Source organism: Sphingomonas sp. (assembly GCF_036402235.1).
GTDB lineage: Bacteria > Pseudomonadota > Alphaproteobacteria > Sphingomonadales > Sphingomonadaceae > Sphingomonas.
The window spans coordinates 1-19,760 of the sequence record NZ_DASWTG010000082.1 but is presented as its reverse complement, the minus strand read 5'-3'; the positions used below and the strand labels follow the sequence as shown (position 1 = coordinate 19,760).

The 19,760-nt window shown below is 67.5% G+C and carries 15 protein-coding genes and 1 pseudogene; 12 read left to right on the top strand and 4 right to left on the bottom strand.

Annotated features, from left to right (window positions below; translation table 11 throughout):
- Positions 1 to 4: 4 nt before the first annotated feature.
- The 3 genes from kdgD to VGD28_RS16870 all read right to left on the bottom strand — a co-directional run bounded on the left by kdgD (position 5) and on the right by VGD28_RS16870 (position 2,548).
- Positions 5 to 931: a 5-dehydro-4-deoxyglucarate dehydratase gene (gene kdgD / locus VGD28_RS16880; protein WP_331029540.1), complete on the bottom strand. Its 927-nt coding sequence runs from the start codon at positions 929 to 931 to the stop codon at positions 5 to 7.
- A 141-nt stretch (positions 932 to 1,072) separates the two neighbouring features.
- Entirely contained in the window at positions 1,073 to 1,561 is a 489-nt protein-coding gene (locus tag VGD28_RS16875; protein WP_331029517.1) for an asparaginase domain-containing protein, read from the bottom strand.
- A gap of 78 nt (positions 1,562 to 1,639) precedes the next feature.
- Positions 1,640 to 2,548, bottom strand: coding sequence for an SH3 domain-containing protein (locus VGD28_RS16870; RefSeq protein WP_331029516.1), 909 nt, complete (start codon positions 2,546 to 2,548; stop codon positions 1,640 to 1,642).
- Positions 2,549 to 2,753: 205 nt separating this feature from the next.
- Between VGD28_RS16870 and VGD28_RS16865 the strand changes: the two genes are divergently transcribed.
- The 12 genes from VGD28_RS16865 to VGD28_RS16810 all read left to right on the top strand — a co-directional run bounded on the left by VGD28_RS16865 (position 2,754) and on the right by VGD28_RS16810 (position 19,624).
- The gene (locus VGD28_RS16865; RefSeq protein WP_331029515.1) at positions 2,754 to 4,913 is read left to right on the top strand and encodes a polysaccharide lyase 6 family protein; all 2,160 of its coding nucleotides are present in this window, start codon (positions 2,754 to 2,756) and stop codon (positions 4,911 to 4,913) included.
- A complete protein-coding gene (locus VGD28_RS16860) occupies positions 4,910 to 7,087 on the top strand; it encodes an alginate lyase family protein (protein ID WP_331029514.1) in 2,178 nt (725 codons plus the stop codon). Before VGD28_RS16865 ends, VGD28_RS16860 begins: the two co-directional genes overlap by 4 nt.
- A 157-nt stretch (positions 7,088 to 7,244) precedes the next feature.
- Positions 7,245 to 8,516 carry an MFS transporter gene (locus VGD28_RS16855; protein ID WP_331029513.1) on the top strand — a complete coding sequence of 424 codons (1,272 nt, stop codon included), beginning with the start codon at positions 7,245 to 7,247 and terminating at the stop codon, positions 8,514 to 8,516.
- A gap of 9 nt (positions 8,517 to 8,525) precedes the next feature.
- The gene (locus tag VGD28_RS16850) at positions 8,526 to 9,278 is read left to right on the top strand and encodes a glucose 1-dehydrogenase (RefSeq protein WP_331029512.1); all 753 of its coding nucleotides are present in this window, start codon (positions 8,526 to 8,528) and stop codon (positions 9,276 to 9,278) included.
- 131 nt (positions 9,279 to 9,409) lie between these two features.
- The gene (locus VGD28_RS16845; protein ID WP_331029511.1) at positions 9,410 to 10,333 is read left to right on the top strand and encodes a rhamnogalacturonan acetylesterase; all 924 of its coding nucleotides are present in this window, start codon (positions 9,410 to 9,412) and stop codon (positions 10,331 to 10,333) included.
- 104 nt (positions 10,334 to 10,437) lie between these two features.
- Positions 10,438 to 13,314, top strand: a complete 2,877-nt coding sequence (locus VGD28_RS16840; RefSeq protein ID WP_331029510.1) for a TonB-dependent receptor — start codon at positions 10,438 to 10,440, stop codon at positions 13,312 to 13,314.
- Positions 13,315 to 13,407: 93 nt separating this feature from the next.
- Positions 13,408 to 14,154: a FadR/GntR family transcriptional regulator gene (locus VGD28_RS16835; RefSeq protein WP_331029509.1), complete on the top strand. Its 747-nt coding sequence runs from the start codon at positions 13,408 to 13,410 to the stop codon at positions 14,152 to 14,154.
- A gap of 177 nt (positions 14,155 to 14,331) precedes the next feature.
- A complete protein-coding gene (locus tag VGD28_RS16830) occupies positions 14,332 to 15,906 on the top strand; it encodes an aldehyde dehydrogenase (NADP(+)) (RefSeq protein ID WP_331029508.1) in 1,575 nt (524 codons plus the stop codon).
- Positions 15,907 to 16,050: 144 nt separating this feature from the next.
- On the top strand, positions 16,051 to 17,121 hold the full coding sequence (locus tag VGD28_RS16825; protein ID WP_331029539.1) for a fumarylacetoacetate hydrolase family protein: 1,071 nt from the start codon (positions 16,051 to 16,053) through the stop codon (positions 17,119 to 17,121).
- Positions 17,122 to 17,910, top strand: a complete 789-nt coding sequence (locus tag VGD28_RS16820) for an SDR family oxidoreductase (RefSeq protein ID WP_331029507.1) — start codon at positions 17,122 to 17,124, stop codon at positions 17,908 to 17,910. It begins immediately after the preceding gene.
- Positions 17,910 to 18,797, top strand: a complete 888-nt coding sequence (locus tag VGD28_RS16815) for an SMP-30/gluconolactonase/LRE family protein (protein ID WP_331029506.1) — start codon at positions 17,910 to 17,912, stop codon at positions 18,795 to 18,797. The genes VGD28_RS16820 and VGD28_RS16815 overlap by 1 nt, the downstream gene beginning before the upstream one ends.
- A complete protein-coding gene (locus tag VGD28_RS16810; protein ID WP_331029505.1) occupies positions 18,794 to 19,624 on the top strand; it encodes an aldose 1-epimerase in 831 nt (276 codons plus the stop codon). The genes VGD28_RS16815 and VGD28_RS16810 overlap by 4 nt, the downstream gene beginning before the upstream one ends.
- Before the next feature lie 12 nt (positions 19,625 to 19,636).
- On the opposite strand, the pseudogene VGD28_RS16805 reads toward VGD28_RS16810, so the two are convergent.
- Positions 19,637 to 19,760 (bottom strand): annotated as a pseudogene (locus VGD28_RS16805) (IS630 family transposase); the annotation flags it as partial.

Genomic DNA, 19,760 nt, shown 5'->3' with positions numbered 1-19,760 from the left:
CCCCTCAGGCGGCCTTGGCGATCGATCCGGACGCCCGCTCGACCAGCGCGCGAAGCTCATCCATCTCCTGCGCGGTGAGGTCGGTGAGGGGGGTGCGCACCGGACCGGCGTCGCGGCCGATCACGCGCATGCCTGCCTTGACGATCGACACGGCATAGCCGCGCCCGCGGTTGCGCAGGTCGAGATAGGGCAGCACGAACTCGCGCAGCTGCTTCTGCACCTCGGCGTGATTGCCCGCGCGCACCGCGGCGTAGAAGGCCAGCGCCCATTTCGGCATGAAGTTGAAGATCGCCGAGGAATAGGTGGTGACGCCCATGGTGAGGTACGGCGTGGCAAAGGTCTCGGCCGTCGGAAGCCCGCCGATATAGGTGAGGCGATCGCCCATGCGCACGAAGATGCGCGTCATCAGCTCGATATCGCCGACGCCGTCCTTGAAGCCGACGAGGTTGGGGTTGCGCTCGCACAGGCGAGCGAGAGTCTCGTCGTTGAGCACGGCGTTGTCGCGGTTGTAGACGATCACGCCGAGCCCGGTGGAACGGCACACCGCCTCGACATGCGCGGCGAGCCCTTCCTGGCTCGATCCGACCAGATAGGGGGGCAGGAGCAGCAGACCATCGGCGCCGGCGGCTTCGGCGCCACGCGCGATCTCGGTCGCGATCGCGGTGCCATAGCCGCAGCCGGAGATGACGGGGAGCTTGCCCGCGCCGACATCGACCGCCGCCTTGACCACCTGCACGACCTCAGCCGGGGTCAGCGAGAAGAACTCGCCGGTGCCGCCCGCCGCGAACAGGCCGGCCAGGTCATGCTCGAGCATCCATGCGCAATGCGCACGATAGGGGGCTTCGTCGAACCGGCCTTCTGCGTCGAAATGCGTGACGGGGAAGGAAAGGAGGCCCTGGCCAAGGCTGCGGCCCATGTCGGCCGGGCTCATCGTCGTCACATGCGTCTCCCAAGCTCACGATCTCGCATCGATGCGCGAACCGCTTCGAAGGGTGTGACTATTGGCTCGCGGCTTGGGCGTCCAAACCAAAGCCGCCATCGATCGATGCGCGGCTTGGATCGATCCGCGGAGTCAGACGGCGACGAAGCTGTTGCGGGTGCGATCCTTGCGCACGCTGCCGGCAGGGAAGACCGTGCCGTTCATCGCGATCCACACGCCCGGCTCCGCGGCGACCTGTACCGTGGCAAAGGCCATGCCGAGGTTGAAGGTCGCGTCGCTCTCCGCGAACCGCGCGGGGGCGAGCGCGCCGAGCAGGGCGATGCGCTTGCCGGGGATGCCCGTCAGCGCGGCGGCGGTGTCGGTCATCGTATCGGTGCCATGGGTGATGACGATGCGATCCTCGGGCGCGTCGCGCACCGCTTGCGCGATCGTCGCGCGATCCTCGTCGGTCAGCTCGAGGCTGTCCTTGCGCATCAGTTCGACCACGCGGACGTCGAGCGCCGAGCGCGCGACGGCGAGCAGGCGCGCGACCACGCTGTCGCCGATCTGATATTCGCTCAGCGCGTCGAAATAGAGCTTGTCGATCGTGCCGCCGGTGGTGAGGATCAGGATGTCAGCCATGCGCGCGCCTATAGCGGGGCGCAGCGTCGCGGCAAAGACGGACCGGCTGCTGTTTCGGCCGGTCCGTGCTCCGCTGCGTTACCGGCAGCGTCCCTGATATCGGACTACATAGCCTGCCGCTTTGGCCTCGCAGGCATTGCCGAAGGTCTTGTCCTCCCGGCCCAGCCGCGCGCAGACCGGGGCATATTCCTGGGTGCACATGGTTGGTTGCGGCATGCCGCTGCCCGGCCCGAAGGCGGGGCGCACCGAACGCAGGCCGCGGCCCGAAAGCTCGTCAAGGTTCGAGCAGCGCGGCGTGGTCGAGGTGCAGATACCGTTATAGTTGGTGCCGACGCACAGCTGCCAGCCGTCGCGCCCCGGATCGCCGGTGCCGCCGATCACACGCACCGAGCGGACCGGATAGTTGACGTTCGGCACGGCCTCTCGCGTCGAATAGGTGTTGCCGCGGCAATTGCGCCCGGTGAACATCTGAAGTTCGGAGCGCGCGCCGGGGCCGGGCAGCGGCGGGCGCGGATTGTTCCAGTCGCCGCCGCGATCGATCAGCCGGCTCGCGACCCAGCCGCGGCGAAAGCCGGCACTGATGTTGCACCATTGCTGCTGGCACCGGATGACGTTGACGCGGGTGCCGGCCTGAAGAGTCCCCAGGCTTTGATATTGCGTGCCCGGCCCCGCGCGCAGCCGGGCCTGGCTGATCAGCCGGGCGGTTTCGTTGCCCGCCGGCAGGTTGAGGTTGACCGCCGCCATCCACCCCGGCCGGCGCCCGAACTGGACGCGGCACCATTGATCGGCGTTGCAATATTCCAGCGTGAGCGTGGAGCCGCGGGGCACGGTGGCGAGGATCGCCGACTGCGGGTTGGGCGCCGCCTTGAGCGGGGCGTTGACGCGGGCGGTGATCCTTTCGGATTGCGCCATGCCGGGGACGATGATGGCCGCAGCGATGCCGGTTGCGATGATGGATACGATGCCGAACGAAGCCGTTTTGCGCATGTCTATCTCTCCCTGCCGAAGCGGGCGAATGGCGCGCCTGTTCGACGCAAATGTCAATGCGTTGCGCGTCCGGTGCGTTCGGTTCGCCCAGGACCGTGGAGCGATGCCGTTATACCAATTTGATGAAGTGGTATAATCAACTCTTGAACAGTTCATGCCACTTGGTTAGTCCAATGGGCAGAGCAGATTGAAGGGAGCGGATGGCATGCGGGCAATGGGGGCGCTGATCATGTGCGTGCTGCTGGCGCCGGTGCCCGTATTGGCCGCCGATCATCTGGTGCGCGATCCCGCCGCCTATGCCGCGGCGGTCAAGAAGGCTGCGCCCGGCGACCGCATCCTGCTTGCCGATGGCGAATGGCGCGACTTCCAGATCGTGTTCACCGGGGCCGGCACCGCAGACAAGCCGATCACGCTCGCCGCGCAGACGCCGGGCAAGGTCATTCTCTCCGGCCAGTCGAACCTGCGCATCGGCGGGGCGCATCTGGTGGTGTCGGGTCTCGTCTTCCGCAACGGCTTCTCGCCGACCAAGGAATTGATCGCCTTCCGCCGCGACTCGAAGATGGTGGCGCGCAACGTGCGGCTGACGCAGATCGTCGTCGACCATTTCACCAACCCCGATCGCCGCGCCGAGGATATCTGGGTCGCGATCTACGGCACGGATAACCGCGTCGATCACAGCTGGTTTGCGGGCAAGGGCAATGCCGGGGTGGCGCTCGCGGTGATCCGGCCCAAGGGGCAGGGCGGCGAGAACCGTGCCCAGATCGACCATAATTTCTTCGGTCCCCGCCCCCCGCTCGGTTCGAACGGCGGAGAGACGATCCGCATCGGCACCAGCGACGAATCGCTGAGCGATTCCAAGAGTGTGATCGAGCGCAACTGGTTCGAGAAATGCGACGGCGAAGTCGAGATCATCTCGATCAAATCGGGCGGCAATGTGATCCGCGGCAACATGATCGTGGAGTCGCAGGGCGCGATCGTGCTGCGCCACGGCAATGGCAATCTGGTCGAGCGCAACGTCTTCCTCGGCAAGGGCAAGCCGAGCACCGGCGGCATCCGCGTGATCAACCGCGACCAGATTGTGCGCGACAATTATCTGGAGGGCGTCACCGGCACATCGTTCCTCAGCGCCATCGCGGTGATGAATGGCGTGCCGAACTCGGTGATCAACCGCTATCATCAGGTCGCCAATGCGCGGATCGAGCGGAATTCGGTCATCGAGGCGGCGCGAATCACCTTCGGCGCCGGTGCCGACGCCGAGCGCAGCGCGCCGCCGGTGAGCAGCCGGTTCGAGCGCAACCTGATCGTCAATGCCGACGGCAAGGACATCGTGCGTAACGAAGGCGATGTCTCGGGCATCGCGATGGCCGGCAATGTGCGGCAGGCGGCGAAGCTCGAGCGCGCGGCCAATGGCCTGCTCTATCCCGCCGATCCGGCCGTGAATGCGGGCGCTCCGCGTGACCTTGTGCCGCTCAAGCGCGAGGAGACGGGTCCCGCCTGGTATCCCAAGGACGCGCCTGCTGCAGCGACCGGCCGGCAGATTGCGGTGCCCGCGGCTGCCGGTGCGCTGGCCGATGCTGTCGCCGCATCGGCGGCGGGCGATACGGTGCGTATCGCGGCTGGCACACACCGCGTGGCGCAACCGATCCCGGTCGCGCATCCGCTGACCGTCGCCGGCCCCCGCGAAGCGGTGATCGAGAGCGCCGCGTCGACCCTGTTCCAGTTGCTGCCGGGCGGCAGCATCGTTCTTCGCGGCGCTACCCTCTCCGGCGCCGCCTCACCGGCTGTGGCGGGTAATGCGCTGGTGCGCGCGCCGCAGTCGGTGAGCACTTTGAACTATCGCGTGACGCTCGAGGACGTCGCGGTGCGCGACCTGATCGCGCCGGGCTTCGACGTGTTCGCGGCGACCCCCGCGACCTTTGCCGAGAAAGTCGAGGTGCGCGGATCGAGCTTCGCCAAAGTGTCGGGCGCGGTGGTCGCCGCGGCGGCCGAAGCCGGCACCAAGGGCCTTTACAGCGCCGAGCAGATCGAGATCGCCGACAGCCAGTTCGCCGAGGTCGCGACGATCGCCGATGTCGCGCGGCTGGGGACCGACGAGAGCACCTTCGGCCCGCGCTTCGTAATGACGAACAATGCGATCGCGCGGGGCGGCAAGGTGCGCCTCTCCGGCGTGCAGTCGGTGGAGATCGCGGGCAACCGCTTTGCCGAGGCGAGCGGAATCGAGATCGTCAACAGCGTCGGCGCGCCGGTGGTGCGGATTTCCGACAACCGCTTCGCTGCGACACCTGAGCCAAAGATCGTGAAGCTCTACAAGCAGGGCACACCCGACGTGGCGCTGACCGGCAATATCGTGGTGGCGCGCCCGTGATCCGCGTTGCGCTGCTTGCTGCGCTGCTTGCTGGTGCTCCGCCTGCCCTCGCACAGGACGCCGCGCCCGTGCTCGCGACCAGCGAAGCCTATCGCGCGATGGCGGCCGAGGGCGCCCGCGCGCCGCTGTTCGCACGCGAGCTGGCCGCGGCGAAGAAGGCGGTCGAGGCGGGGATGCACGCGGGCATCGATGTGCCGGTGCCCAAGGATCGCGGCGGCGGGCCGACGCATGAGCGGCACAAGGACAACTACAAGCTGATCCAGCTGGCGGGGACCTTGTACCGGGTGACCGGCGACAAGCGCTACGCCGACTATGTCCGCGACATGCTGCTGGCATACGCGAAGCTCTATCCGGGACTGGGCAAGCATCCCGCGGCGGCGAACCAGGTGCCCGGAAGGCTGTTCTGGCAGAGCCTCAACGACAGCGTGTGGCTGGTCCATGCGATCCAGGGCTATGACGCGGTGCGCGGCGATCTGACCGTCGCCGAGCGCAAGACGATCGACGACCAGCTGTTCCGCCGCATGGCCGCCTTCCTGACGAGCGAGCCGACCACCTTCGACCGCATCCACAACCATTCGACCTGGGCCAATGCCGGGGTCGGCATGACCGGCTATGTGCTGCGCGACAAAATGCTGGTGGAGCAGGCGCTGAAAGGGAGCGACCGCAGCGGCAAGGTCGGCTTCCTGCGCCAGCTCGACCTGCTCTTCTCGCCCGACGGCTATTATGCCGAAGGGCCCTATTACCAGCGTTACGCGCTCCAGCCCTTCGTGGTGTTCGCACAGGCGATCGCCGACAATGAGCCCGAGCGGAAGATCTTCGAGTATCGCGACGGCATCGTGCTCAAGGCGATCCGCACCGCAATCCAGACGACCTACGCCGGCTTTTTCTTCCCGATCAACGACGCGATGCCGGACAAGAGCCTCAAGACCGAGGAACTCTATCAAGGCGTCGCGATCGGCTATGCCGCGAGCGGCGATCCGGGGCTGCTCGGGATCGCGCAATGGCAGGGCAAGGTCGCGCTGTCGCCGCAGGGCTTCGCGGTCGCGCGCGACATCGCGGCGGGCAAGGCGAAGCCCTTCGCCTTCGCCTCGACGCTGCTGCGCGACGGGCCCGAGGGCAAGGACGGCGCGCTCGCCATCCTGCGCTCGGGGCCGGAGGACAAGGCGCAGGTCATCGTCGCCAAGAACACCGCGCAGGGCATGGGCCATGGCCATTTCGACAAGCTCAACTGGCTGCTCTACGACAATGGCAATGCGATCGTGACCGATTACGGCGCGGCGCGCTTCCTCAACATCGAGGCCAAGGACGGCGGGCGTTACCTGCCCGAGAATGACAGCTGGGCGCAGCAGACGATCGCGCACAACACGCTGGTGGTGAACGAGACCAGCCATTTCGACGCCAAGCTCAAGCCGGCCGAGGCAGCGTCGCCGGCGCAGCTTGCGTTCAGGGGCGAAGGCCTCGCGCGCTGGTCGATCGGCGAGATGGCGGGGGCCTATCCGGGCGTCACCTTCCGCCGTGCGCTGGTGCAGCTCGAGGTCGAGAAGGGCTCGCCGCTGGTGCTCGACCTGCTCACGGTGAAGGGCGGGGTCAAGGCGACCTATGACCTGCCGCTGCACTTTGCCGGGCACATCATCGATACCGACCTTAAGCTCGCGTCGAACGTCGCCGCGCGGCCGGTGCTGGGCAAGGCGAACGGCTACCAGCACCTGTGGGTCGACGCGATGGCGCCGCTCGCCAATGGGCAGGGGCGGGTGACCTGGATCACCGACGGACGCTTCTACACCTATCGCATGGCGACGCCAGGCGCGCAGGTGATCCTGGCGGAGAGCGGCGCCAACGACCCGCGCTTCAACCTGCGGCGCGAGCCGGTGGTGATCCAGCGGATCGCGGGCGCGGGCGACGCCGCGTTCCTGAGCCTGATCGAGCCGCACGGCCGCTACGACGCGGCGACCGAGACGACGACCAACAGCCGCAGCGCGGTGACGGGCCTGTCGATGACCGAGGTAGACGACGCGCGCATCGCGACGATCGCACTCGCCGGTGGGCGGAACATTCTCGTCGCGATCGCGGCGGATACGACGGCGGACAAGGCGCACAGCGTCACCGTGAACGGGCGCAAGCTCGAATGGCGCGGACCGGTCGGCCGGTTCGATGGCGAAGGAGCGGGCAAGTGACGAGCCATGCGTTCGGCTTGAGCAAGAATGCCGCGTCATTCCCGCGAAGGCGGGAATCCATTCTGGCCGAAGTCGCGGAAAGAGCACGGCGTTCAGCGGCAATGGATCCCCGCCTTCGCGGGGATGACGGCCGTCTGGTGAAGAAGGGTAGCGCGCGATGAAATCGGGTTTCCGCTGGTGGATCATCGGGCTGATCGCGGTCGCGACCGTGATCAACTATATCGACCGCAACGCGCTCGCGGTGATGTGGCCCGAGGTCGCCAAGGACATCGGCGCCGACAAGGAGGACTATGCGCTGCTGGTGACCATCTTCATGGTCTTCTATGCGCTCGGCCAGTCGCTGTTCGGCAAGATCTTCGATGTGGTCGGCACGCGGATGGGCTTCGCCATCTCGATCATCGTGTGGTCGCTGTCGATCGCAGCGCACAGCCTGGTCAAGTCGATGGCGATGCTCGGCCTCCTGCGCGCTACCCTGGGGATCAGCGAAGCAGGCAACTGGCCCGGCGCGGCCAAGGCCAACGCCACCTGGTTCCCGCGCTCCGAGCGCGCCTTCGCGCAGGGTATCTTCAACGCCGGCGCGTCCTTGGGCGCGATCGTCTCCGCGCCGCTGGTGGCGATCCTGTTCGGCCTGGTCGGCTGGCGCACCACTTTCCTGATCGTCGGCGTGCTCGGCTTCCTGTGGCTGCTGCCGTGGCTGTGGGTCTACAAGTCCGATCCCGATGCTCACCCCTGGCTGAGCAAGGCCGAGCGCGAGCATATCCTCGGCGCCAACGAGCGCGTCCACGGCGACGCGAAACCCGCCGGCTACGCGCCGTCGATGGGCCAGCTGCTGCGCTACAAACAGGCCTGGGCGGTGATGGTCGGGCGCTTCTTCCTCGATCCGATCTGGTGGCTGTTCGTGTCGTGGCTGCCGATCTACCTCAACGAGAGCTTCGGCTTCGACGTCAAGCAGATCGGCATGTTCGCCTGGGTGCCGTTCGTCGGCGCGATGGCGGGATCGCTGTCGGGCGGGTGGCTGTCGGGCAAGCTGATCCAGCGCGGCTGGAGCACGGATAAGGCGCGCAAGACCGCGATCACGCTCGGCTGCGGGATCATGCTGCCGGCGCTGCTGCTGACGGCTACCGCCTCGACGCCGCTCTATGCGGTGCTGCTGATCGCAGCGATCCTGTTCGGCTTCCAGATGGCGATCAACAACATCCAGACGCTGCCGAGCGACTGGTTCGGCGGCGGCGCGGTGGGCTCGCTCGCGGGGATCAGCGGCACGGCGGCGGTCGCCGGCACGCTGGTCACCACCTGGCTCGTGCCCGTCATGACCAAGACCAGCTTCGCGCCGATCTTCATCCTGGGCGCGGCCTTGGTGCCGCTCTCGCTCCTCTGCATCTGGCTCGGCGGCCGGATCGAACCCGTTCAACCCAAAACCGAAGAATAAGGGGCTTACATGCGTTTCAAGGACAAGGTCGCGATCGTCACCGGCGGTGGACGCGATATCGGCAAGTCGATCTCCCTGCGGCTCGCCAGCGAAGGCGCAAAGGTCGTCATCAACTATCGCAGCGACGAGGCGGCGGCCAAGGCCACGCTCGACGCGATCGAGGCGGCGGGCGGCACCGGCCTGCTCGCGCGCGCCGACGTGACCAAGGCGGACGAGGTCGCGTGGCTGGTCAAGGCGGCGACCGAGGCATTCGGCGGCAAGATCGACATACTGGTCAACTGCGCGGGCGGCATGGTCGCGCGAAAGACGCTCGCCGAGATGGACGAGGCATTCTTCGACACGGTGATGGACCTGAACCTCAAGTCCGCCTTCCTCGTCACCAAGGCGGCGCTGCCGCACCTCGGCGCGGGCGCGGCGATCGTCAACATCGCCTCGCAGGCTGGGCGCGACGGCGGCGGGCCTGGCGCGAGCGTCTATGCCGCGTCCAAGGGCGCGATGATGACGATCACGCGCAGCTGGGCGAAGGAGCTGGGGCCGCAGGGCATCCGCGTCAACGCGCTGTGTCCGGGGCTGATCGGCACCTCGTTCCACGACATCTTCTCCAAGCCCGAGGGTCGCGCCGTGGTTGCCGGCAACACCCCGTTGCGCCGCGAGGGGCATCCCGACGAGGTCGCGGCGGCGGTCGCCTTCCTTGCCTCGGGCGATGCCTCGTTCCTCACGGGCACGAACGTCGACATCAACGGCGGGCTGTTCTTCTCGTGATGCGTATCGGTTCAATCCTCCCCCGCCAGGTGGAGGTGTCAGCGGAGCTGACGGAGGGGGCGGACGCGGTCACGGCGGTTGGGAGTCCTCCCCCTCCGTCGCGCTGCGCGCGCCACAGTGTCGGGTCGCCCGTGCCCCCGGCACGGGCTTGGATTGCCGGGGGCAATCCAACCCGACACTCCCTGGCGGGGGAGGATCGATTTCTGTCGAAGCTGATCCTCGCCGCCGCTGCGCTGGCGCTCGCCCCGGCGGCTCATGCCCAGCAGGCGCGCGAGCGCACCGATGCGCCGCCGATCGAGCCGTACAAGATCGTGCTGGTCGGGGATTCGACCATGGCGGTCGGGAGCGGCTGGGCATCGATGTTCTGTGCGCGGCATGTGAAGTCGTCGGTCGCCTGCCTCAACCTCGGCCGCGGCGGGCGCTCGACGCGCAGCTATCGTCAGGAAGGCTCGTGGCCGATCGCGCTCGCCGAGGCCAAGGTGCCGGGGTATCGCGCGACTTATGTACTGATCCAGTTCGGCCATAACGACCAGTCGAGCGCGCCCGAGCGCTGGACCGAGCAGGGCACGGAGTTCCCGGCGAACCTGACGAAGATGGTCGAGGAGGTGCGCGCGGCGGGCGCGATCCCGGTGCTGGTGACTCCGCTGGTGCGGCGCCAGTTCAGGGACGGCAAGCTGGACAACACGCTCGAGAGCTGGTCCGAGCAGGTGCGCAAGGTCGCCGCCGCGACCAGTGCCCCGCTGGTCGATCTCAACCGACGCAGCGCGGCGATCGTGCAGCGGCTGGGCGCGGAGGAATCGATGGCTCTCGCGCAGGCCGAGCCGACCGCCGAGGAGCGCTCGGCGGCCAAAGCGGGGACGACGCTTAAGCCGCGGCCGGCCGAAGAGGCGCGGCTGCCGGACCTGCCGGTCAAGCCCGGCGGCCCGCGTGGCCAGCACACGCGCAAGTTCGACTACACGCATGTCGGCGAGACCGGGGCGGGCGTGTTCGCCAAACTTGTGGCCGAGGATCTGGCGCGCGCCGTTCCGGTGCTGGCATCACAGCTGGTTCCGTAATTGGTAGGACCAATTATCTAATAACGGCATGCGCAATCGGTTGACAATTGGTTGGCAACCGGCAAACAGTAGATCGACAAGATCGGACTCAGGGAGAGGAAGAAATGGGTAAGCCGGCAACCGCCGAGCGCTCGGTGCGCATCCGCGCATGGCTGATGGGAAGCGCGGCATTGTCGCTGCTCGCCGCGACGCAGGCGATGGCGCAGGATGCGCCGCCTGCCGAGGCGCCGGCGGACGAGGAAGAGCTGGTCATCACCGGCATCCGTGAGACCATGCGGACCTCGATCGACGTCAAGAAGCGCGAGACCGCGATCGTCGATGCGCTGTCCACCGACGAGATCGGCGATCTGCCCGCTTTGTCGGTGGGCGAGGCGATCCAGACGATCACCGGCGCGACGACGCACCGCGAAAAGGGCGGCGCATCGGAGATCGCGCTGCGCGGTCTTGGCCCGTTCCTGTCCAATTCGACCTTCAACGGCCGTGACGCGACCAACGGGTCGGGCGACCGCTCGGTCAACTTCAACCAGTTCCCCTCGGAGCTGGTCAACAACATCAAGATCTACAAGACGCAGCAGGCCGATCTGGTCGAGGGCGGCGTCGCCGGCACGATCGACATCGGCACGCTGCGCCCGCTCGATTTCGGCAAGACGCGCATCCAGGGCGAGATCAAGGCGAACTACAGCCCCTATCAGGACAAGGTGATCGGATCGTCAGCCTGGGGCTGGCGCGGGACGCTCTCCTATGTCGATCAGTATGAGCTGGGCGGCCTCGGTGAGCTCGGCATCGCGATCGGCGTCCAGCGCAACAGCACCAACAATCCGGAAGAGACCGTCGCGGGCAGCTCGACCTGGACGGCGTGCAACGCGACCATCGCGGTCGCCAACAACAGCAACTGCACCGCGGTCACGCCCGCTCAGGCGGCGGCCGGCACTCCCTATTATCTCGCGCCCAACTCGATGGCGTGGCGCCAGATCAGCGAGACCGACCAGCGCGACGCGATCTTCGGCGCGATCCAGTGGAAATTCTCCGATCGAGTCGAGCTCAACATCGACGGGCAATATTCGGACCGCACCTTCGTCGAGAACCGGCGCGACCTCAACATCTCGGAGATGCGCAACAGCCTTTCCAATATCGTCTTCGACGAGAATGGCGTCATCCAGAAGATGAACGGGCGCAGCGCGATCGAATCGACCGCGTCGAACCTGGCGCGCTCCGAGGAGTATCTGGGCGGCGGCGCGAACCTGCGCTGGCAGGCGAGCGACCGGCTGACGCTCGCGCTCGACGGCTCCTATTCGCGCACCGTCCGCACCGAGATCGAGCGCCAGGTCCGCCTGCGCACCGACGCGCTCGACATGAACGGCGTGCGTCAGCCGATCAACCATATGCGCATCCCCTACACCTATGAGGTCAAGCCGGGGAATTATGCGCCGTCGATCACCTTCGATCCGCGCTTCGACATCACCAACCACGCGCTGTTCTGGGACGATGCACGCGCCCGCCGCGACGAGAGCGAGCGGCGCAACGAAATCTGGGGCGTGCGGCTCGACGCCGACTACAAGCTGGACGGCTTCATCACCAACATCGCTGTCGGCGGGCGCTGGGCCGAGCAGACCTATCGCGATTTTGATGTGCGCAACGAGCCTGTCATCTCGCCGATCGATCCGCCTGCGGGCCGTGAGGATGCGCGGATCAACCTGCTGTGCCGCACGCAATTCCCGCAGACCGGCTTCCTCGAGCAGGCGCGCGGCAACACCATCACCAGCTGGGCGACCTTCGACCCGCTGTGCCTGATGCGCGAATATACCGGGTCGGAGGATCCGGGCCGTCCCGCCGAGATGCGCTCGCCCGCCAATCGCGACGTGACCGAGCAGACGCTGGCCGGCTACGTCATGGCCGAATATGCGGGCGATCTGGGCGACATGCCGGTGCGCGGCAATTTCGGCGTGCGCGTGGTCAACACCAAGGTCAAGTCGATCGGCCTGCGCAGCGCGCTCAACGTCAAGAACAACGGCGACGGAACGATCACGCTCGAGCCGGTAACCGGCAGCTTCGAGACGGTGACGCTGGAGAGCGAGACCACGCGCTTCCTGCCCAGCGTCAATGCGATCTTCGAGCTGCGGCCCAACCGGCTGCTGCTGCGTGCTGCCGCCTATCGCGCGATGTCTCGCCCCGCGCCGAGCGCGCTGGGGGCGGGGCGCACCTTCTTCCTCGACGCCAACGGCACGACGATCGAGGAGGCGATCAGCGAGATACGGGCCAACGGCAGCCCGGCGCTGAAGCCGCTGATGTCGTGGAACGGCGACCTTGCGCTGGAATATTATCCGAACCGGGATTCGCTGTTCTCGGCGACGCTCTACTTCAAGGAGTTCAGCGGCGGCTTCATGCCGATCCAGGCTGACGAGCAGTTCACCATTGGCGGGCAGCAGGTGACTGTTCCGGTGACCCAGACCGCCAACAGCCCAGACAAGAGCCAGCTATGGGGCGTCGAGATCACGCTCGCCAACCGCTTCTCGTGGCTGCCCAAGCCACTCGACGGCTTTGGCGGCAAGGTCAGCTACAACTATGCCGACACCAATTTCGAGAATGAGGACATCCTGCTCGGCGAGATCTTCACGCCGGCGACGGGGGTGACGACGCCACGGATCGTGCCGCCGGCCGGCCTGTCGGGCTTCTCGAAGCACGTCGTCTCGGCCCAGCTCTACTATCAGCTCAAGGGCTTCTCGATCCAGGGCATCTACAACTACCGGTCGAACTACTATCAGGACTTTGTCGGCGGCAATACGCAGCTGCGCTACGTCCGCGGCAACGAGACGTTCGACCTGCGCGCCTCGTACGACATCAACCGCAACGTCTCGCTGCGGTTCGAGGCGACCAACATCCTCGATTCGCCCAAGATCACCGACATGCCGGTGCAGGGCAGCATCCGCCAGTATCACTATTACGGGCCGCGCTACTTCATCGGCGCCCGAGTCCGACTCTGATCGCGCGTCCGGCCTTGCGGACCAATTGCCTATTCCAAATGGAAGATGGCTAGGGCATTCGGAAGGCCGGACCGGATCGAACCGAGGAATTGCATGGCTGAACGCCGCCTGTTTCAGGAAGTCGCCGAGCGCATCGCGGCGATGATCGAAGGGGGGAGCTATCCCCCCGGATCGCGGCTGCCCGGCGAGCGCGAGATCGCCGAGCAGCTGGGCGTCAGCCGCGTCACGGTGCGTGAGGCGGAGATCGCGCTGCAGGCGCGCGGGATGGTGACGATCAAGACCGGATCGGGCGTCTATGTCACCGACGCCAAGACCGTGCGCGGCGACGAGCCGCCCGCGGTCAGCGCGTTCGAGCTGACCGAGGCGCGATCGCTGTTCGAATCCGAGGCGGCGGCGCTGGCGGCCTCGACGATCACGCCCGAGACGCTCGACCGGCTCGACGAGCTGCTCGAGATCATGGGGCATGACGATGGCGACGACGCCAGATCGACCGAGGCCGATCAGGAGTTCCATCTGCTGATCGCATCGGCTTCGGGCAATCAGGCGATCATCCACGTCATCAAGTCGCTGTGGCGGATGCGCACCGACGTGCCCGAAGTGCGCACCACCTATGCCAGCGTCTGCCAGCATGACGGCCGCACCCGCCAGCGCGAGCATGGCGCGATCGTCGATGCGCTGCGCGCCGGGGATCCGGCCGCGGCGCGCGTGGCGATGCGTGCGCACTTCAACCGGCTGCTCGAGGCGATGCTCGATGCGACCGAGGAGCGCGCCATCTCCGAGTTGCGGCGCAAGGCGGCCGAGAGCCGCGAACGGTTCCTGATGAGCGCGCGCCTGCGCTGATATTTGCGCCGAAAACGCAATGATCGCGCGTTGACGATGGCGCTGCGTTGACGCTAAAATTTGGTAGCGCTACCAGATGCGCCCGGCCCGGGTTGAAAATTCATATGATGTTTCTAGATGGGCTGGGCATCCTTCCCGCCGCGCTGCGGACGCGGCCGCCGATCTACGGAGACGATCATGGAACTGACGGGCGGACTTTTCATCGGCGGCGAGCGCCGTCAGTCGGACGCGCGCTTCCGCGCCTATGATCCCGCCGCCGGAGCGGACATTGACGATGCCGGCTTCGCCGGCGCGAGCGAGCAGGACGTCGCCGACGCCTGCGCTGCGGCCGAAGCCGCGTTCCTGCCCTATTCGACCCGTCCGCTCGAGGAGCGCGCGCGCTTCCTCGAGACGATCGCCGACGAGATCGAGGCGCTGGGCGACGCGCTGATCGAGCGGGCCTGCCGCGAATCCGGGCTGCCCGCCGCGCGCATCACCGGCGAGCGCGGGCGCACTGCGGGTCAGCTGCGCCTGTTCGCGAAGGAAGTGCGCGACGGCCAGTGGCAGAAGCTGCGCATCGATCATGCCGATCCCGCACGCACCCCGCCCAAGCCCGACCTGCGCCTGCGCATGATCCCGCTCGGCCCGGTCGCGGTGTTCGGTGCCTCCAACTTCCCGCTCGCCTTCTCGACCGCCGGCGGCGACACCGCCTCCGCCCTCGCGGCGGGCTGTCCGGTGGTGGTCAAAGGCCATCGCGCGCATCCCGGCACCGCCGAGCTGATCGCGACGGCGATTGCGCGCGCTGCTGAGAAGTGCGGACTGCCGGCCGGCGTGTTCAGCATGGTCAACGGCATTTCGCGCAAGGTGGGTGAGGCGCTGGTCGCCGATCCGCGCATTCAGGCGGTGGGCTTCACTGGCTCGCGCGGTGGCGGCGAAGCGTTGATGCGGATCGCCGCGGCGCGCCCGCGCCCGATCCCGGTCTATGCCGAGATGTCGGCGATCAATCCGGTGATCCTGATGCCCGAAGCATTGAAGGCGCGCGGCACCGCGCTGGCCGAGGCGTTCGTCGCCAGCCTCGCGATGGGCGCGGGCCAGTTCTGCACCAATCCGGGCCTGGTGATGGCGGTGGACGGCCCCGAGCTCGACGCCTTCGTCGCTCGCGCGGGCGAGGTGCTGTCGGGGCAGGCGGCGCAGGTGATGCTGACCGACGGCATCTGGGAAGCGTTCGAGAGCGGCAAAGCCAAGCTCGCCGGCAGCGCTTTCGTCACCAAGGTGGCCGAAGGCGTCGAGCCGGAGGGGCCGAACCGCGGCCGCGCGGCGCTGTTCAGCGTGGCAGGCAAGGACTTTCTCGCCGATCCGGTGCACCTGCACGAGGTGTTCGGGGTCTCGTCGGTCGTGGTGCGTTGCGCGAGCCTCGACGAGCTGACCGCTGTGCTGGGCGAGCTGGAGGGTCAGCTTACCGCGACGCTTCAGGTCGACGAGGGCGATTATGCCGCGGCGCAGGCGTTGCTGCCCGTGCTCGAGCGCACCGTTGGCCGCGTGATCGCCAATGGCTGGCCGACCGGGGTCGAGGTGACGCATGCGATGGTGCATGGCGGCCCCTATCCCGCGACGTCGGACGCGCGCAGCACCTCGGTCGGAACGCTGGCGATCGACCGCTTCCTGCGCCCGGTGAGCTATCAGGACATGCCCGCGGCGCTGCTGCCCGCGGCGCTGCGCGAAGGCGGGCAGGCGGGCACGGTCGCGCGGATCGACGGCGCCTGGACGATCTGATCCCCCCTTGCGGGGAGGGAGAAGGAATGATAGCGCTATCATTGCCCGGCTCGCTTCGGGCTGAAGGAGAGATTTGTGCCTGAAGCTTTCGATCGATCGGCGCTTCCTGACGATGCCGCGCGAGCCGTGCTCGCGGGGCGGGTGATGCTGGCCGACGGGCCGGCGCCGGTCATCGTTCGCGAAGGCCGCGTCCATGACGTGTCGGCCGAAGCGCCGACCACCGCCGACCTTTTCGACTTGCCCGATCCGGCGGCGGTCGAGGGGACCTATCTCTGCGACGTGGACGACCTCACCGTCGGCGGCGGCGCTTGTGCGTTGCTTGCGCCGATCGACCTTCAGTGCGTCAAGGCGTGCGGCGTGACCTTCGCGGTCTCGGCGATCGAGCGGGTGATCGAGGAGCGCGCGCGGGGCGATGCGGGCGCGGCGGCGGCGATCCGCGCCGAGCTGGAGGACAAGATCGGCGGCGGAATCCGGTCGGTGGTGCCGGGCAGCGACGAGGCTGCGAAGCTCAAGACCGCGCTGATCGAGGCCGGCATGTGGTCGCAATATCTGGAGGTCGCGATCGGCCCTGATGCGGAGGTGTTCACCAAGGCGCCGGTGCTGTCCTCGGTCGGCTGGGGGGCGGAGATCGGCATCCGATCGGATTCGAGCTGGAACAATCCCGAGCCCGAAGTGGTGGTGATCGCCAATGCTGCGGGCAAGGTGGTCGGCGCGACATTGGGCAACGACGTCAATCTGCGCGACTTCGAAGGGCGCAGCGCGCTGCTGCTCGGCAAGGCCAAGGACAACAACGCCGCCTGTGCGATCGGGCCGTTCGTACGGCTGTTCGATGCGGATTTCGGCATCGACGATGTGCGCAATGCCGAACTCGACCTGCTGATCGAGGGGCCGGAGGGCTATCGCCTGGAAGGCCATAGCTCGATGAACCAGATCAGCCGCGACCCGCTCGAGCTGGTGCGGCAAACCCTGTCCGAGCATCAATATCCCGACGGCTTCGCGCTGTTCCTCGGCACGCTGTTCGCGCCGGTGCAGGACCGCGACGATCCCGGCCGCGGCTTCACGCACAAGGTCGGCGACACAGTGCGGATTTACTCGCCGCGGCTGGGCACGCTCGCCAATCGCGTCACCACCTCGAAGGATGCCGCGCCCTGGACCTTCGGCATTCGCGACCTCTACCGCAGCCTCGCGGCGCGGCGCGTGACGGAGACCGTCTGAATGGGCGCGCATCCGACCGCGATCGAGGCATCGACGCACGCGCTCTATCCCAGCCTGGCCGGCAAGCGGGTGCTCGTCACCGGCGGCGGTTCGGGGATCGGCGCGGGGATCGTCGAAGGGTTTGCCCGGCAGGGCGCCGACGTCACCTTCTTCGATATCGCTGAAACCGATTCCATGCTGCTGGTCGAGCGGCTGACGGCGGACGGGCACAAGGCGTGCTTCGAGCGCATCGACCTCACCGACGTCTCCACGCTCCAGGCGATGATCGCGCAGCTGATCGCGCGCTCGGGCGGGTTCGACATCCTCGTCAACAACGCCGCGAACGACGACCGCCATTCGATTGAGGATATCACCGAAGCCTATTGGGACGAGCGGCTGAGCGTGAACCTCAAGCACATGTTCTTCTGCGCGCAGGCGGTGGTTCCGGCGATGCGCGCCAAGGGCGGCGGGGCGATCGTCAACCTCGGGTCGATCTCGTGGCACCTCGGGCTCAACGACCTGGTTCTCTACCAGACCTGCAAGGCGGCGATCGAAGGGCTGACGCGCAGCCTGGCGCGCGACCTCGGCCGCGACGGCATCCGCGCGACTTGCGTCATTCCCGGCAATGTCCGCACCCCGCGCCAGCTCAGATGGTACACCCCAGAAGGCGAGGCGGAGATCGTCGCGGCGCAATGCCTTGACGGGCGGCTCGCGCCGGAGGACGTTGCGGCGATGGTTTTGTTCCTGGCCTCCGATGATGCGCGTCTGGTGACCGGGCACAGCTATTTCGTGGATGCGGGCTGGCGCTGATGGGCGTCGTGCTGAGCGCGCCGCAATCGGTCTGGGCGCTCGGCGCGCCCCTGCTCGAAGGGCCGGTATGGGTCGCGCGCGAAGCCGCGCTGTGGTTCGTCGATATCAAGTCGCGCAAGGTGCACCGCCTCGATCCCGCCAGCGGCGGCAAGCGCAGCTGGGATGCACCCGCGCAGATCGGCTTCTGCCTGCCGGCCGCTAACGGCAAGTTCGTCGCCGGGCTGCAGACGGGGCTTGCGATCTTCGACACCACCGATGGCAGCTTCACGCCGCTGGTCGATCCCGAGCCGGCGCTGCCCGGCAACCGGCTCAACGACGGGACCGTCGATCCGGCCGGGCGGTTGTGGTTCGGCACGATGGACGACGGTGAGAGCGCGGTGACCGGGCGGATCTACCGCCTCGGCGGCGATGGCCGCTGCGTTGCCGAGACGGCGGCGGTGAGCATCTCGAACGGCCCCGCGGTCAGCCCCGATGGGCGCACCCTCTATCATGTCGATACGCTGGGCGGGCGCGTCCATGCTGCGGCCGTCGGCGTGGACGGGACGCTGGGTGAGTCGCGCATCTTCACGACCATTCCCAACGCCGAAGGCTTCCCCGACGGTCCCGCGGTGGATGCCGAGGGCTGCGTGTGGATCGGCCTCTACAATGGCGGCGCGGTGCGGCGCTATTCGCCGGCGGGCGGACTGCTGGAGGTGGTGGAGTTCCCCGTGAGCGCGATCACCAAGGTCACGTTCGGCGGGCCGGACCTGCGCACCGTCTATGCGACCACCGCCAACAAGCATCTCGATGCGGAGGGGCGCGCTGCGGAGCCGCATGCCGGCGACCTGTTCGCGTTTCAGGTTTCCGTCCCAGGGATGCCGGGGACCGAGGTTTCGGTCGGGCTGTGAAGCTCGAGGCGCATGGCTGGGTGCTCGAGCTGGTGCCCGCGCTGGGCGGTGCGATCGGCGCGTTGCGGCATGACGGGCACGACGTGCTGCGCCCGGCGCCGAAAGGCGCGCGCGATCCGCTCGAGACCGGCTGCTTCCCGCTGGTCCCCTATGCCAACCGCATCGCGCACGGGCGGTTCACCTTTGACGGGCAGGCGCATCAGCTGCCACTGAATTTCGGTGATCATCCGCACAGCCTGCACGGGCTCGGCTGGCAGTCGGCATGGACAGTGGCCGAAGCGGCTGCCGATCAGGCGACGTTGACGCACGCGCATGACGGCGGCGCGAGCTGGCCCTGGGTCTATCGGGCAGAGCAGCGCTTCACGCTCGCACCGTGCGACCTGCGGATCGAGCTGTCGATCACCAACACCGGGAATGCGCCGATGCCCGCCGGGCTGGGCCTGCACCCCTATTTCCCGTGCGACGCGGAAACACATCTGACCTTCGCGGCTGAGCGCGTGTGGCTCGCGGATGAAACGATGCTGCCGACCGAGCCGGCGGCGCCTGCACGGTTCGGCGACTGGTCGGCGGGTGAAGCGGTTGCGGGCACGACGCTGATCGACAATGCCTATGAGGACTGGGACGGCGCGGCCGCGATCGGACAAGGCTGGGGCGGATTTGCGATGCGTGGCGAGGGCGCGGATGTGCTGCACATCTATCGTCCGCCGGGTGCCGGCTTCTTCTGCGCCGAGCCGGTGAGTCACCTGCCCGACGCGATCAATCGCGGTGGGATGGAGTTGCTGGCGCCCGGCCAGACGCGCGGACTGGCGATGATTCTGAGCATCTAGAGTCTGTCCTGTTTAGATTGAGGCATATCCGCTGTTTCTGAGATAGTTGGCGCATTCGTGGGGCGGGAAGGCGTCGAGGAGTTGGCCGATGCGTTTCCATGTTGCCTCGACGGTGCGCTCTGCGGCCTTGCGCAGG